Genomic DNA, 14,935 nt, shown 5'->3' with positions numbered 1-14,935 from the left:
AAAAACACCCTTAAGGGTGTTTATTGTTTTTAGAAGTATTGGTTGCGGGGGCCGGATTTGAACCGACGACCTTCGGGTTATGAGCCCGACGAGCTACCAGGCTGCTCCACCCCGCGGCACCGTACTGCTTTTACTTCATCAAATTTGATTGGTTGCGGGGGCCGGATTTGAACCGACGACCTTCGGGTTATGAGCCCGACGAGCTACCAGGCTGCTCCACCCCGCGTCCGTGGAAGCGCACTATACTCGGTTAGGTTTGTGATGCAACCCCTTTTTCACATAATTCATTAATTTTGTATGTAAATTGAACGACGTTGAAACCTTTGGACTATTTTTTGCTCAGAATTTGCCAAAGGGCATGTGATTCCGTTTCATTAGAACAGTGGGTTTGTTATCTTCATCACGCGGAAATGGGCAACTTAAAGACGAGATATAATGAAAGGACGTTGGGCAAAGTATCTGATCACGGGCGCAATGGTAGCCATTCTTGCGGCCTGTTCTTCTAAACCGACCGATCGCGGTCAACAGTATAAAGACGGGAAGTTATCCCAGCCTTTCTCTTTAGTTAACCAGCCGGATGCTGTCGGCGCACCGATCAACGCCGGTGATTTCTCCGAGCAGGTTTACCAGATCCGCAATGCGTCGCCGCGCCTGTATGGTGCCCAGAGTAGCGTCTATAACGCGGTGCAGGACTGGCTGCGCGCGGGCGGCGATACGCGCAATATGCGTCAGTTTGGTATCGACGCCTGGCAGATGGAAGGGGCGGACAACTACGGCAACGTGCAGTTTACCGGCTATTACACCCCGGTTATCCAGGCGCGACATACGCGTCAGGGCGAATTCCAGTATCCTATTTATCGTATGCCGCCAAAACGTGGTCGCCTGCCGTCCCGCGCAGAGATCTACGCCGGTGCGCTTAGCGAAAACTACGTCCTGGCTTACAGCAACTCCCTGATGGATAACTTCATCATGGACGTTCAGGGCAGCGGCTACATCGATTTTGGTGACGGTTCTCCGCTGAACTTCTTTAGCTACGCCGGTAAAAACGGCCATGCCTATCGCAGCATTGGTAAAGTGCTGATCGACCGTGGCGAAGTGAAAAAAGAAGATATGTCGATGCAGGCGATCCGCGAGTGGGGCGAAAAACACAGTGAAGCTGAGGTACGCGAGCTGCTGGAGCAGAACCCGTCGTTCGTCTTCTTCAAACCGCAAAACTTTGCGCCGGTGAAAGGGGCGAGCGCCGTGCCGCTGATTGGCCGTGCGTCGGTAGCATCGGATCGTTCCATCATTCCTGCGGGCACCACGCTGCTGGCAGAAGTGCCGCTGCTGGATAATAACGGTAAATTTAACGGCCAGTACGAGCTACGTCTGATGGTGGCACTGGACGTTGGTGGCGCGATTAAAGGACAGCACTTCGATATTTATCAGGGAATTGGTCCGGATGCCGGTCACCGGGCGGGCTGGTATAACCACTATGGCCGCGTATGGGTGCTGAAGACAGCGCCTGGCGCCGGAAACGTATTCAGCGGCTGATTGTGGTATTCTGAGCGGAATACGGATTACTGTTCAGGGTGAGGAAAAACCTCACCCTTTTTACATCTGAGGTTTTATGTCTGTGGTAATCAGCGACGCCTGGCGCCAGCGTTTTGGCGGTACGGCACGTCTCTATGGTGAAAAAGCCCTGCAGCTGTTTGCGGATGCGCATGTCTGCGTCGTGGGCATTGGTGGTGTGGGCTCGTGGGCTGCAGAAGCGCTGGCGAGAACCGGTATTGGCGCAATCACGCTGATTGATATGGATGACGTGTGCGTCACCAACACCAACCGTCAAATCCATGCCCTGCGTGACAACGTCGGCCTGGCAAAATCTGAGGTCATGGCAGAGCGTATCCGCCTGATCAACCCGGAATGTCGGGTCACGGTGATTGATGATTTTGTGACGGCGGATAATGTCGCAGACTATATGAGTAAGGGCTACAGCTACGTGATTGACGCGATCGATAGCGTGCGTCCAAAAGCGGCGCTTATTGCGTACTGTCGTCGTTACAAGGTGCCACTGGTGACCACCGGTGGCGCAGGCGGACAAATCGATCCCACACAGATCCAGGTGGCCGATCTGGCCAAAACCATTCAGGATCCGCTGGCGGCCAAGCTGCGTGAACGTCTGAAAAGCGATTTTAACGTGGTGAAAAACAGCAAGGGCAAGCTGGGCGTCGACTGTGTTTTCTCGACCGAAGCGCTGGTGTATCCGCAGGCGGACGGCTCGGTGTGTGCAATGAAAAGCACGGCGGAAGGGCCAAAAAGGATGGATTGCGCCTCAGGATTTGGCGCGGCCACTATGGTGACCGCCTCTTTTGGCTTTGTGGCGGTGTCTCACGCACTGAAAAAGATGATGGCGAAGGCGGAACGTCAGGCCTGAGCCTGACGGGCGGCGTCCTGCACCGCTTCGCTAAGGGCGACCAGGCCCTGACCGCGCGAGGCGCTTAGCTGCGCGCGCAGCCCTAACTCATCGAACAGAGCCAGCGGCGAGTGCGCCAGTAGCGTCGCCGCGCTTTTCCCTTCGATGGCGGTTAATAGCACCGCCAGCAGACCGCGAACGATACGTCCTTCGCTGTCGCCAAAGAAATGCAGTTTCTCACCGGATACGCTGAACCCAAGCCAGACGCGGTTTTCACAGCCCGCGATCTCTTTTGCCTGCGCTTTGAGATCGTCAGAAAGGGCCGGAAGCTGCTTACCCAGCAGGATCAGTTGACGATATTTATCTTCCCATTGTGTGAGCGGCGCGAAGGTCTGTTTTAACGTTTCTTCTGTGATCACTGTGCCAAACGGATGTCCGGCTAAAGCTGAGCTAGTCATTAATCCACCAGGAGTTCAAGGGCGCGGTCAACCGCGGAAATCAGCGCGTCGACATCGCTTTGGGTATTGTAAGGTGCAAACGAGGCGCGCAGTGTACCACTCACGCCAAGCGCTGCCAGCAGCGGCTGGGCACAGTGCTGCCCGGCACGCAGCGCAATGCCATATCCTGCCAGCAGGGTCACCATGTCGCTATGGTGTACGCCCGCAAAATCAAAGGCTAACAGGCTTGAATCCTGCACGCGGAACGAACGGAAGCCAGGGCGTTTTTTAAGCTCCTCTTCAGCCAGCGTCGCCAGACCCCGGCTCCAGCTCTCCGCCTGGACAATGTCCGTTTCGGCGAGCCATTCGAGCGCGGCGCTCAGGCCAATGACGCCCGCCACGTTTGGCGTACCCGCTTCCAGCCTGTAAGGGATGTCCTGGGTTTTAAAGCCCTCGAAAGAGACTTCCGCGATCATCTTGCCGCCACCGAGCCACGGCGTCATTTTTGCCAGCAGCTCAGGCTTACCGTACAGCGCCCCGATACCGGTTGGTCCGTAGAGCTTATGCCCTGAGAAGGCATAAAAATCGATATCCAGTTTTTGCACATCGGCCGGGAAATGGACCACGCCCTGCGCGCCGTCAACCATCACTATGATGCCGTTGGCATGCGCGATGCGGATAGCCTGCGCCAAATCCGGGCAGCCACCGGTGACGTTGGACATCTGTCCAAGCGCCAGAATGCGGCTGCGCGGTGTAATCACCTCCGGTAACTGTACTACGTCCGGCAGGTAATCTGTCCCCAGCGGGAGCTTCACCACCCGTGCCCCTGTTTGCTCTGCCACCATCAGCCATGGGACCAGGTTGGCGTGATGTTCCGCTTCACTGACGATGATCTCGTCTCCGGGCTGAAGCAGTGGGCGTGCATAACACTGGGCCACCATGTTTATGGCTTCGGTGGTACCCCGCGTCCAGACGATGTTTTTCCCGCTTTCGGCATTGAGCAGACGAGCAACCTGATCGCGTGCGGCTTCGTAGCGTGCGGTTAAGCGCTGGGCCTCGGCAAACTGGCTACGATGCACATTGCCTGCGCTCAGGCTATAAAACTGCTGCGTTGCCTCAATAACCGCCTGCGGCTTTAAGGCTGTGGCAGCGCTATCGAGATAAATACCGGCATCGGCCAGCGCCGGAAACTGTGCGCGAAACTGCGCAGGGCTGAAAGCGTTCATGGAATTCCTCATTGCATTACTGAGATCGTCGCGCAATTTCAGCGGCAGGGCAAGGAGGTTGATATCTATCAGAATTGTCTGCTTATCCCAACGCCCCTGAAAAAGCAGGTTATGCTAAATAGTGTTAGGCGGATGTTTTAGCCTGTTATAAATCGAGGTTTGAATAGCATTAATTGCTAAAGGAGAAGAATCATGAATAAGACAGCTGCAATCATTTCTGCCTGTGCGTTTACTTTTGCCCTGAGCGCCTGTTCTGGTAACAACTACGTCATGCACACTAACGATGGTCGTTCCATTGTTTCGGAAGGGAAACCGACAACCGATAACGATACCGGGATGATTTCATACAAAGATGCTAACGGGAACAAGCAGCAGATCAACCGCACGGACGTGAAAGAGATGAAAGAGATCGAGCATTAACAGATCGCTAAGCAAAAAAAAGCACCGCAAATTGGCGGTGCTACATTAATCACTATGGACAGACAGGGTAAATGTACAGGAAGTGAAAAATTGGTAGCGTTGCTACCGTGGTCTGAATCGCAGACCAATTGCAAACACAACAACACAACATCACAACCGTAAGCCAAAAGCTCTTCAGAACACGCATTCCAAAAAAAGCTTCTCGTTCCGGCTCAGGAAGTGCCGCCACTATAGGTATTTGCTGGTAGTTCCTCAACGGACAAATTATAATGGCTCAGATAAAAAAAACTAATAGGTTAAACGTTGTTTCCTGTTTGTTAAATCTCGTTAACATCTAAGCCAGATAACCATGTCCAAGCGATTGCCACCCCTAAATGCATTACGTGTTTTTGATGCAGCAGCACGTCATCTAAGCTTCACCCGCGCAGCAGATGAGCTTTTTGTGACACAGGCCGCAGTAAGTCACCAAATCAAGTCCCTGGAGGATTTTCTGGGCCTCAAGCTGTTTCGCCGACGCAACCGTTCGCTGTTGCTGACGGAAGAGGGGCAGAGCTATTTTCAGGATATTAAAGAGATTTTTTCCCAGCTCACGGAAGCCACGCGCAAGCTGCAGGCCAGGAGTGCAAAAGGCGCACTGACGGTCAGTTTATTGCCCAGTTTTGCCATCCAGTGGCTGGTGCCCAGACTCTCAAGCTTTAACTCAGCTTATCCGGGAATTGATGTCAGGATCCAGGCGGTGGATCGTCAGGAAGACAAACTGGCGGACGATGTGGACGTTGCCATTTTTTATGGGCGTGGTAACTGGCCGGGCTTGCGTGTCGAGAAATTATACGCAGAATATCTGCTGCCAGTCTGTTCACCGCTGCTTTTGACAGGCGATAAAGCGTTAAAAACGCCCGCCGATCTGGCACAACATACGCTGTTACACGATGCTTCTCGCCGCGACTGGCAAACTTATACCCGTCAATTAGGTCTTAATCATATAAACGTGCAGCAGGGCCCCATCTTTAGCCACAGTGCGATGGTGCTACAGGCTGCCATTCACGGACAGGGCATTGCGTTGGCGAACAACGTCATGGCGCAGTCCGAAATTGAGGCCGGCCGTCTGGTTTGCCCTTTTAATGATGTACTGGTCAGCAAGAATGCGTTTTATCTGGTTTGTCATGACAGTCAGGCAGAACTGGGTAAAATAGCCGCTTTCCGGCAGTGGATACTGGCGAAAGCGGCGCGCGAGCAAGAAAAATTCCGCTTCAGGTATGAACAATAACTTTTGTGTGCCGGGCACGCATTACTTTAGGACTGAAACATGACCAGCCGATTCATGCTGATTTTTGCCGCGGTGAGTGGCTTTATTTTTGTTGCACTGGGCGCGTTTGGCGCACATGTCTTAAGCAAGTCTTTGGGTGTGGTGGAGATGGGCTGGATCCAGACCGGCCTTGAATACCAGGCGTTCCATACGCTGGCTATTTTTGGGCTGGCGGTAGCGATGCAGCGCCGCATCAGCATCTGGTTTTACTGGAGCAGCGTTTTCCTGGCGCTGGGTACGGTGCTGTTCAGCGGCAGCCTTTACTGCCTTGCGCTCTCGCATTTGCGCCTGTGGGCGTTTGTTACACCTGTCGGCGGCGTCAGCTTCCTGGCAGGGTGGGTATTAATGTTTATCGGAGCTATCCGTCTGAAACGCAAGGGCGTTGTTCATGAATAAGGTTGTTTTATATTGTCGCCCGGGGTTTGAGAAAGAGTGCGCCGCGGAAATTACGGATAAAGCGGCGAAGCGAGAAGTCTTCGGTTTTGCGCGCGTTAAGGATAATGCGGGCTATGTGGTGTTCGAATGCTACCAGCCTGACGATGCGGATAAGCTGGCACGCGAGCTGCCGTTCAGTTCACTGATCTTTGCGCGCCAGATGTTCGTCGCGGGTGAGCTGCTGAAAGATCTCCCGCCAGAAGATCGCATCACCCCGATTGTGGGCATGCTGCAGGGCGTGGTCGAGAAGGGGGGCGATTTGCGCGTTGAAGTGGCCGACACCAACGAAAGCAAAGAGCTGATGAAGTTCTGCCGTAAGTTCACCGTACCGCTGCGCGCGGCGCTGCGTGATGCCGGCGTGCTGACAAACTACGAAACGCCAAAACGTCCGGTCGTGCATATCTTCTTTATTGCCCCGGGCTGCTGCTACGCCGGTTACTCTTATACCAACAACAACTCTCCGTTCTTTATGGGGATCCCACGCCTGAAGTTCCCGGCTGATGCGCCGAGCCGTTCAACCCTGAAGCTGGAGGAGGCGTTTCACGTCTTTATTCCGGCGGATGAGTGGGATGAGCGTCTGGCCAACGGCATGTACGCGGTCGATCTCGGCGCGTGCCCAGGTGGCTGGACCTATCAGCTGGTGAAACGCAACATGTGGGTGTCGTCTGTTGATAACGGCCCGATGGCGCAAAGCCTGATGGACACCGGGCAGGTCACGTGGCTGCGTGAAGACGGTTTCCGCTATCGTCCAACCCGCAATAACATCTCCTGGATGGTGTGCGATATGGTGGAAAAACCAGCGAAAGTGGCGGCACTGATGGCCTCCTGGCTGGTGAACGGCTGGTGCCGTGAGACGATTTTTAACCTCAAGCTGCCAATGAAAAAGCGCTATGAGGAGGTCTCTCAGAACCTGGCCTATATTCAGCAGCAACTGGATGAACACGGCATTAACGTGGAGATCCAGGCGCGTCAGCTGTATCACGATCGCGAAGAGGTGACGGTGCATATTCGTCGCTGGTGGGCGGCCGTGGGCGGGCGTCGCGACGAGCGATAGGCCCCTCACCCTAACCCTCTCCCCAACGGGGAGAGGGGACTTTTAACGCTCTAACCTCAACTGCTGCAAATTCCCGTCCAGCTGTAAATCCGTCTGTAACGTCGCCACATCCCGGCAGATAAAGGCCATTTCTTTATGGGCCTCCAGCTTCTTACGCCATTTTTCCGGAACTTCATCGAGCCGGGCGTAGATCCCTTCCAGGTTCTGAAAATCCGTCAGCAGCTGTGCGGCGCTTTTAGGCCCAATACCGGCAACGCCCGGCACCTTAGAGCTGCTGATCCCCGCCAGCCCCCAGTAGTCAGGAAGTTGCTCAGGCGAGACGCCAAATTCACTGGCAATAAACGGGGCGTCGAGCCAGCGTTTCTGGAAGTAATCACGAATGCGGATAGTGGGTGAGAGCAGCTGGCAGTAGCCTTTATCCGTCGACACAATGGTTGCCTGATGCCCGGCGCTGGCCACTTTGACCGCAAGCGTCGCCGCGAGATCGTCCGCTTCATTGCCCTGGGCGCCCCAGCAGGGCACGCCGCGCTTTTCGAATGCCGAGCGAATCATCGGCATTTCTGAATGCAAATCGTCCGGCATGGGGGCGCGTCCGGCTTTATAGTCTGGCAAACGCTGATGTCGCCAGCCGGAATTACGCGCCTCGTCATCAAATACGGCCACGACATGCGTCGGTTCGCTGTGGCGAATAAGTTGCTCCAGCGCGTGCAAACAGGTGTCCTTACAGGGCGTGCCTTGCACTGCATGGATCCGGCGAATCAGGTTGAGCGCGTCGACGATAAGCAAATGAACAGCCACAGATAATCTCCCTTCTGTCTCATGAAGGAAGGGTAACACTGTCAGCGGTATGAAACTATGCGCGGCGGGGAAAACAGGAAGAAGCCTCGCAAAACGAGGCTTCCTGAGAGGCTTAATCGCAGGTCACGATCTTCATTGCCAGACCACCGCGAGAGGTTTCACGGTATTTGGCGTTCATATCTTTACCGGTTTCGTACATGGTTTCGATAACCTTATCGAGGCAGACGCGTGGCTCGCTGGTGCGGCGCAGTGCCATTCGTGCGGCGTTCACTGCCTTCACGGAGGCGATCGCGTTACGTTCGATACACGGCACCTGAACCTGTCCGGCAACCGGGTCACAGGTCAGCCCCAGGTTATGCTCCATGCCGATTTCGGCGGCGATGCAAACCTGCGCCGGGCTTGCGCCTAACAGCTCTGCCAGACCCGCAGCGGCCATGGAACAGGCCACGCCCACTTCACCCTGACAGCCCACTTCCGCGCCGGAAATGGAGGCGTTCATCTTATACAGAGAACCAATCGCACTGGCGACCAGCAGGTAGCGCGCCAGCGAGTTGGCATTCACTTCACGGATAAACTTGTCGTAGTACGCCAGTACGGCCGGAACGATACCGCAGGCGCCGTTGGTTGGCGCCGTGACCACGCGCCCCCCTGCGGCGTTCTCTTCGTTCACCGCCAGGGCGAACATGTTGATCCAGTCTACGACGGCCATTGGGTCGGTGGTCGTTTTATCGGTGCTCACCAGCATACGGCGCAGCGCGGCCGCACGACGCGGTACGCGAAGCTTACCGGGCAGAACGCCTTCGGTGGTGATCCCGCGTTCAATCCCGCCGCGCATCACCTCCCAGACGTTAGCAAAGTGCTGTTCCAGCTCCGCTTTGCTGTGCAGGGCCAGCTCGTTTTTCATCATCAGACCGGAGAGGGAAAGCCCCGTCTCCTGACAGTGACGCTGGAGATCGGCCGCAGTTTTGTACGGATACGGCACGTCAACAGATGAGGTGCTGGTTTGACCAAAGTGGTCTTCGTCGACGATAAACCCGCCGCCGATAGAGTAATAGGTCTGGCTGTAAACCGCAGTGTCGCCGGCCAGCGCGGTAATGCGCATGCCGTTTTCGTGCAGCGACAGGTTGTCCGCATGGAAATTCATGCAATGGTCAACCGGGAATTCCACTTCGTGTTCGCCGTTTGCCAGCAGCAGGCGACCGTGGGTGTTTACGTCCTGGATAAAGCCAGGGATCGCATCAATATCAACGGTATCCGGCAGGTTTCCCGCCAGGCCCATGATAATGGCGATATCGGTATGGTGGCCTTTCCCGGTCAGGGAAAGCGAGCCGTACACATCGACAACCACGCGGGTGATGTCGTGCAAGATGCCGCGTGCAATCAAGTCATCCGTGAACTGCTTACCGGCTTTCATTGGTCCGACAGTGTGAGAGCTGGAAGGACCAATACCGATTTTGAAGATATCGAATACGCTAATCATGATGCGTCCATTGCTTTCAGTCAGAGAGGAAGGAGTGCGCCGTCCGGGGACGGCGCGGGTGATAATCAGAACATGGTGTACAGGGAGTAGAAGATCGCAGAGATAGCGATAAGCCCCATGATGACCACAAAGATGTTGCTCACATGACCGCTGTACTTACGCATAGCAGGGACTTTCTGAATTGCGTACATCGGCATCAGGAACAGAATCATCGCGATAACCGGACCGCCCAGGGTTTCAATCATGCCCAGGATGCTTGGGTTCAGCGTAGCAACGGCCCAGGTGGTAAGCAGCATGAACAGTGCAGTGATTTTGTTCAGCTTGCTGATTTCAATGCTCTTGCCTTTACCGCGCAGAGATTTGATCACCATACCGTTAAAACCTTCACGTGCGCCCAGGTAGTGGCCGAGGAAGGATTTGGTGATGGCGATAATGGCGATGATCGGTGCCATCCACGCAATAATCGGTGCGTTAAAGTGGTTCGCCAGGTAAGACAGAATGGAGATGTTCTGCTCTTTCGCTGCTGCCAGGTCCGCCGGGGAGAGGCTCAGTACGCAGCTGAAGACGAAGAACATTACGGTCAGCACCATCATGATGTGTGCACGTGCCAGGATGCTGGAGCACTTCTTCTCTGCGCCTGCGCCGTACTCTTCACGCTTCGCCACGGCGAAGGAAGAGATGATCGGGGAGTGGTTAAAGGAGAAGACCATTACCGGAATCGCCAGCCACAGGGTCATCATCAGGCCGTTACCGGTTGCAGATGCGCTGCTCAGGGAGAGGGTTTCCAGCGCCGCACCGTTCCACTGTGGGATCAGGTAGCAGGCCAGCACCATCAGTGCGGCAACAAACGGGAACACCAGAACGCTCATCGCTTTAACGATCATCTGCTCGCCGAAGCGCACGATGGTCATCATACCGACGATCAGGATCAGGGACAGAATGGCACGCGGTGGCGGCGTCATCTGCAGCTGGTGCGTCATGAAGCTTTCAACGGTGTTGGTGATCGCCACGCTGTAAACCAGCAGAATCGGGTAAATGGCGAAGAAGTAGAGCAGGGTAATCAGTTTCCCTGCGCCAACGCCGAAATGCTCTTCAACCACTTCGGTGATGTCTTCGCCCGGGTTTTTACCGGACAGCACGAAGCGGGTCAGACCGCGGTGTGCGAAGAAGGTCATCGGGAACGCGATGATGGCCATAATGATCAGCGGGATCAGACCGCCGACGCCTGCGTTGATAGGAAGGAACAGTACACCAGCGCCGATTGCTGTGCCGTAAAGGCCAAGCATCCACATGTTATCCGTTTTGCGCCAACCACTTCGGGATTCAATCGAAGCAACGGTGCTGGTTTGAGTGGTTTCCATCTGTATCTCCTGGAGGAAGCAAATTGTCAGGTTTGTAGTCAAATCCGATGAAAAAATGCCTGACGGTAATATGAAATTCGTTCAGTGACGGTTTTTTAATAATTTTTACCCGTAACTATTGGCGGGCGGAAAGATACATTCTACTTATGAATGTATCAGTGATCGCGATCCCAAATGCAATAATCCACTCATGATGTGGGTATATTTAGACCATTTCTCTGTTAAAAAAACATCAAAGAGAATTTACGGGCGCGAAGGCTACCATTAACAACATATGTCCGGAAAGAGCGGCCCCGAAGATAGGTGTCTTGCGCTGTAAAGATGGTGGGTTTTAGGATTTTCTGATGAGTAATTTGCTTTAAAGCTGATAATTTATGGTTTTAAAATCCAGGTAATCGTTTGCGTTGGCGTGCAGTTTATAAATTCTATAAGCAATGACTATGAATTGATGCGAAAAAAAGGCCGGGTAACGACAGAACGCGCCCCGGCCCTCAGAAGAACGATTAACGCCTTATGTGCAGATTTCGTAGCAAGGAATATACGCCGAGCCCGGCAGCTTCATACGGTGTTGGGCGACAAAGCCCTGCAGCATGTCGTCCATGCGGCGCATCATCTCCGGGTCACCGTGGATCTTATACGGGCCAAACTGCTCGATGGCGCGGATCCCCACCTCTTTCACGTTACCCGCCACAATGCCCGAGAAGGCGCGTCGCAGGTCGGCAGCCAGCACTTCTACCGGCTGGTCAGGATAGAGTTTCAGGTTCGCCATATTCTCATGCGAAGGCTCGAACGGGATCTGCAGATCCGGCGCAATACGGATTGACCAGTTAAAGCTGTAGGCATCACCGGTATCACGACGGTTCTCTTTCACCAGCGGCATCGCTTTTTTCATCTGACGCGCCACTTCTGCCGCATCGTCAATGATAATGCGATAGTGACGACGCGCGGCTTCACCCAGCGTATGCACGATAAACTCGTCCAGCACGCGGAAGTAGTCGGCACTCTCTTTCGGCCCGGTCAGGATCAGCGGCAGAACCTGATCTTTGTTGGCCGGGTTCATCAGGATCCCCAGCAGATAGAGCAGCTCCTCTGCCGTACCCACGCCGCCCGGGAAGATGATGATGCCGTGAGCGATACGGACAAACGCTTCCAGGCGCTTTTCGATATCCGGCATGATAATCAGCTCGTTGACCAGCGGGTTAGGTGGCTCAGCGGCGATGATCGACGGCTCGGTCATGCCGATAAAGCGCCCCTCTTTATAACGCTGCTGGGCATGACCCACGGCGGCACCTTTCATTGGCGCTTCCATCGCGCCTGGGCCACAGCCGGTGCAGATATTCAGCTCACGCAGACCGAGCTGGGTACCCACCCGACGGGCGTACAGGTATTCGGTTTCGTTAATGGAGTGACCGCCCCAGCAGACGACCATATTCGGTGCTTCGCCAACGTGCAGGGCACGGGCGTTACGCAGAATAGAAAACACCAGGTTGGTGATATGAACCGAGCTTTCCAGGTCAAGATGCTGGAAGCGGCCCGCGTTGTGGATCTGCCCGTTAACAAACAGGATGTCACGCAGCACGGCAAACAGGTTGGCCTGCAGGGAACGAATAATCCGCCCGTCGACGAAGGCCTCTTCCGGCGGGTTGATCACTTCAAGTTTTACGCCGCGCTCGCGGCGCAGCACGTTGATATCAAAGCTTTCGAAGCGGGATAACAGTTCTTTACTGTTGTCTGTCAGGCTTCCGGAGTTCAGTACGGCAAGTGAACAGTTACGAAACAGTTGATAAAGATCGCTGCTGGCCGTGCGTTTAAGCATGTCCACTTCCAGCTGCGACAACATATCCATTGAGCCAAGCGGGCTAATATGTGTAATCAAGTGAGCTCCTTATGGGACGATTATCGTCATTCCCTGCTGATTACAATAGCCCTGCCGCGTGACGTTTCACAACCTAAAGCGCTGCATTACCCGCGCATATTGTGAAAATATTTATATTACTGACGCACCAGTCGGCCCGTTGCAGGTACAAAATCGGTATTGGTGCGCCACGGGTTAATGTCCAGCCCGCCACGACGGGTGTAGCGCGCGTACACGCTCAGCGTTTCTGGCTGGCAGAAGCGCTGAATATCGCTGAAGATGCGCTCCACGCACTGCTCGTGGAATTCGTTGTGATGGCGGAACGACACCAGATAGCGCAGCAGCTTTTCCCGGTCAATTTTGGGGCCGCGATACTGGATTTGCACAGAACCCCAGTCCGGCTGGTGGGTGATCAGGCAGTTGGACTTCAGCAGATGGCTGACGAGCGTCTCTTCCACGATCTTCCCGCTTGCCGCATTTTCCAGGTACCCGGCGCTGAACTCGTAGTTATCCACCTCGATATCCTGATCGTCGATGCAGGTGCCGTTAAAATGGGCGACAGGTTGCCCTTCCAGTTCATTCAGGCGATACAGCGCAACGGTCACGTTGCCCTGGGCACAGGCGCGTAAATCACGCTCCAGCGTGTGCTGAACCTCTTCCAGGCTGGTGAATTTGGTCTGATTAAAACTGTTGAGATACAGCTTGAAGCTTTTGGATTCCACCAGGTTAAGGCTGGCATGATCCAGCTCAACCTGGCCTACCGCCACCTGCGGCAGACCGCGAGCATTCAGCCAGGAGAGCTCATACAGCGTCCAGATATCACCGCCGACAAACGGCAGCGCGTCTGCACGCAGCCCTAAAGGATCGCGGTTAAGGCTGCGCGGAACGCCCTGCAGCAGGCTGGCATCGTAGGTGTCGCGGTAATCGGTCGATTTACCCAGCGTTAAGCCACTTAACGCCTGATGATTTTCGTAAGACATGTTTCATAGTCACTTTACAGGTACACTTAGGGCTGAGTTTATCCTGTCTTACCAGAAGAGAGAAATCGGTGGATATCGAAACTGCAAATGCCCTTAAGACCTTCACGACCCGTTACTGCGACGCATGGCATGACACCCGGGGCACCTGGCCGCAAAGTGCTGATCTCTATGGTGTGCCTTCGCCCTGCATTATCTCTTCGGTGGACGACTACGTTATCTGGCAGCCGCAGCCCTGGTCTGTCGAGGAGAATGTAAATGCGGTTGAACGGGCAATGGACATTGTGGTACAACCAGCGGTTCACGTGTTCTACACCACGCAGTTTGCAGGGGATATGCCTGCCCGCTTTGGTGAGATAACGCTGACGCTGTTGCAGACCTGGAGCGAAGACGATCTGCAGCGTGTTCAGGAAAACCTGATTGGTCATCTGGTCACGCAAAAACGCCTTAAGCTTTCTCCGACACTCTTTATTGCCACGCTGGACAGTGAACTGGATGTTATTTCCGTCTGCAACCTGTCTGGTGAAGTAATCAAAGAGACAATCGGCACCCGCAATCGCGAGACCCTCGCCCCCTCACTTGCGGATTTCCTTACCCGACTTGAGCCGCTTCTGTAATCCATCATGCTACAGCGCGTGTGAGAGATCTCTTACACGGTTTGTGAGAGATCGCCGCAACGATCAGTATTACCTTACGTAATTAAGAAAAATATTATGATAATTATCAAAGGATTAATAAAATTCTGATGCAGCAAACCCGCTTTTCAGAGGCTGACAACGCTTACAGGGTGGGTTGTAAGACGAAGCGGAATAGCGGATTCTATCTCTGTCGACAGGACGCCGACACGAGAAACGAACATCAGGATGATGGCGCTTCTCACACAGGACACGTCAGGATGGCGCTGCAGGAAGGCTTCAGGATGAAGCAAAGGATCACGCAGGACGCGTAAGGGACACCTCCAGGAAGGAGAACGAGAACCGCTCAGGATGATCGGTGGGTCAGGATGGCCAGGACGTTTCAGGATGAAACAGACACATCAGGACGATGTGTGCAGGATGCAAACAGTTTACGGATGAACAGGCCTTCGGGCTTCAGGAAAAGTTGTCACGGAAGAGCAGGGAGCATAAATTGTAGCTGGAATGCTGCGAAACGAACCGGGAGCACTGTTTTTACAGTGCTCCCTTTTTTTAT

General features: G+C 54.4%; 14 protein-coding genes and 2 tRNA genes. 7 read left to right on the top strand and 9 right to left on the bottom strand.

Annotation, left to right across the window (positions count from 1 at the left end):
• Nucleotides 1-39 precede the first annotated feature (39 nt).
• Both ACQG19_RS19730 and ACQG19_RS19725 read right to left on the bottom strand, forming a co-directional pair.
• A tRNA-Met gene (locus tag ACQG19_RS19730) sits at nucleotides 40-116 on the bottom strand.
• 33 nt (nucleotides 117-149) lie between these two features.
• A tRNA-Met gene (locus ACQG19_RS19725) sits at nucleotides 150-226 on the bottom strand.
• A gap of 209 nt (nucleotides 227-435) precedes the next feature.
• Between ACQG19_RS19725 and mltA the strand changes: the two genes are divergently transcribed.
• Together mltA and tcdA are read left to right on the top strand one after the other, a co-directional pair.
• A complete protein-coding gene (mltA, locus tag ACQG19_RS19720; RefSeq protein ID WP_013098540.1) occupies nucleotides 436-1,533 on the top strand; it encodes a murein transglycosylase A in 1,098 nt (365 codons plus the stop codon).
• Between the two features lie 76 nt (nucleotides 1,534-1,609).
• On the top strand, nucleotides 1,610-2,416 hold the full coding sequence (gene tcdA / locus ACQG19_RS19715; RefSeq protein ID WP_014833111.1) for a tRNA cyclic N6-threonylcarbamoyladenosine(37) synthase TcdA: 807 nt from the start codon (nucleotides 1,610-1,612) through the stop codon (nucleotides 2,414-2,416).
• Here the strand turns inward: tcdA and csdE are convergent.
• Both csdE and csdA read right to left on the bottom strand, forming a co-directional pair.
• Nucleotides 2,407-2,853 carry a cysteine desulfurase sulfur acceptor subunit CsdE gene (csdE, locus tag ACQG19_RS19710; RefSeq protein WP_023622033.1) on the bottom strand — a complete coding sequence of 149 codons (447 nt, stop codon included), beginning with the start codon at nucleotides 2,851-2,853 and terminating at the stop codon, nucleotides 2,407-2,409. The two genes, tcdA and csdE, sit on opposite strands and share 10 nt — an antisense overlap.
• Nucleotides 2,853-4,058, bottom strand: coding sequence for a cysteine desulfurase CsdA (gene csdA, locus ACQG19_RS19705; protein WP_246932411.1), 1,206 nt, complete (start codon nucleotides 4,056-4,058; stop codon nucleotides 2,853-2,855). Before csdA ends, csdE begins: the two co-directional genes overlap by 1 nt.
• A 192-nt stretch (nucleotides 4,059-4,250) precedes the next feature.
• Here csdA and ACQG19_RS19700 point away from each other — a divergent pair, with 192 nt between their 5' ends.
• The 4 genes from ACQG19_RS19700 to rlmM all read left to right on the top strand — a co-directional run bounded on the left by ACQG19_RS19700 (nucleotide 4,251) and on the right by rlmM (nucleotide 7,273).
• The gene (locus ACQG19_RS19700; RefSeq protein WP_008499648.1) at nucleotides 4,251-4,478 is read left to right on the top strand and encodes a YgdI/YgdR family lipoprotein; all 228 of its coding nucleotides are present in this window, start codon (nucleotides 4,251-4,253) and stop codon (nucleotides 4,476-4,478) included.
• Nucleotides 4,479-4,827: 349 nt separating this feature from the next.
• Nucleotides 4,828-5,745, top strand: coding sequence for a glycine cleavage system transcriptional regulator GcvA (gcvA, locus tag ACQG19_RS19695; RefSeq protein ID WP_246932409.1), 918 nt, complete (start codon nucleotides 4,828-4,830; stop codon nucleotides 5,743-5,745).
• 39 nt (nucleotides 5,746-5,784) lie between these two features.
• Complete coding sequence (locus ACQG19_RS19690) at nucleotides 5,785-6,180, top strand: DUF423 domain-containing protein (RefSeq protein WP_003862756.1); 396 nt, start codon at nucleotides 5,785-5,787, stop codon at nucleotides 6,178-6,180.
• A complete protein-coding gene (rlmM, locus tag ACQG19_RS19685; RefSeq protein ID WP_013098534.1) occupies nucleotides 6,173-7,273 on the top strand; it encodes a 23S rRNA (cytidine(2498)-2'-O)-methyltransferase RlmM in 1,101 nt (366 codons plus the stop codon). The genes ACQG19_RS19690 and rlmM overlap by 8 nt, the downstream gene beginning before the upstream one ends.
• A 42-nt stretch (nucleotides 7,274-7,315) precedes the next feature.
• Here the strand turns inward: rlmM and xni are convergent, their stop codons facing one another.
• From xni to queF, 5 genes are all read right to left on the bottom strand, one after another.
• On the bottom strand, nucleotides 7,316-8,071 hold the full coding sequence (gene xni, locus ACQG19_RS19680) for a flap endonuclease Xni (RefSeq protein ID WP_044157526.1): 756 nt from the start codon (nucleotides 8,069-8,071) through the stop codon (nucleotides 7,316-7,318).
• A gap of 112 nt (nucleotides 8,072-8,183) precedes the next feature.
• The gene (locus ACQG19_RS19675; RefSeq protein WP_020689323.1) at nucleotides 8,184-9,551 is read right to left on the bottom strand and encodes an L-serine ammonia-lyase; all 1,368 of its coding nucleotides are present in this window, start codon (nucleotides 9,549-9,551) and stop codon (nucleotides 8,184-8,186) included.
• A gap of 65 nt (nucleotides 9,552-9,616) precedes the next feature.
• Nucleotides 9,617-10,912 carry an HAAAP family serine/threonine permease gene (locus ACQG19_RS19670; RefSeq protein WP_426725978.1) on the bottom strand — a complete coding sequence of 432 codons (1,296 nt, stop codon included), beginning with the start codon at nucleotides 10,910-10,912 and terminating at the stop codon, nucleotides 9,617-9,619.
• Nucleotides 10,913-11,423: 511 nt separating this feature from the next.
• Nucleotides 11,424-12,788, bottom strand: coding sequence for a nucleotide 5'-monophosphate nucleosidase PpnN (gene ppnN, locus ACQG19_RS19665; protein ID WP_013098530.1), 1,365 nt, complete (start codon nucleotides 12,786-12,788; stop codon nucleotides 11,424-11,426).
• Nucleotides 12,789-12,904: 116 nt separating this feature from the next.
• On the bottom strand, nucleotides 12,905-13,747 hold the full coding sequence (gene queF, locus ACQG19_RS19660; RefSeq protein WP_013098529.1) for an NADPH-dependent 7-cyano-7-deazaguanine reductase QueF: 843 nt from the start codon (nucleotides 13,745-13,747) through the stop codon (nucleotides 12,905-12,907).
• A gap of 68 nt (nucleotides 13,748-13,815) precedes the next feature.
• Here queF and syd point away from each other — a divergent pair, with 68 nt between their 5' ends.
• Nucleotides 13,816-14,361 (top strand): SecY-interacting protein, encoded by a 546-nt coding sequence (gene syd / locus ACQG19_RS19655; RefSeq protein WP_246932407.1) that lies wholly within the window; start codon nucleotides 13,816-13,818, stop codon nucleotides 14,359-14,361.
• Nucleotides 14,362-14,935: the final 574 nt, after the last annotated feature.

Origin of the sequence: Enterobacter cloacae complex sp. 277I4, from assembly GCF_050031465.1 — a bacterium.
GTDB classification, from domain to species: Bacteria; Pseudomonadota; Gammaproteobacteria; order Enterobacterales; family Enterobacteriaceae; genus Enterobacter; species Enterobacter cloacae.
This window is presented reverse-complemented; position numbering and strand designations above follow the sequence as displayed.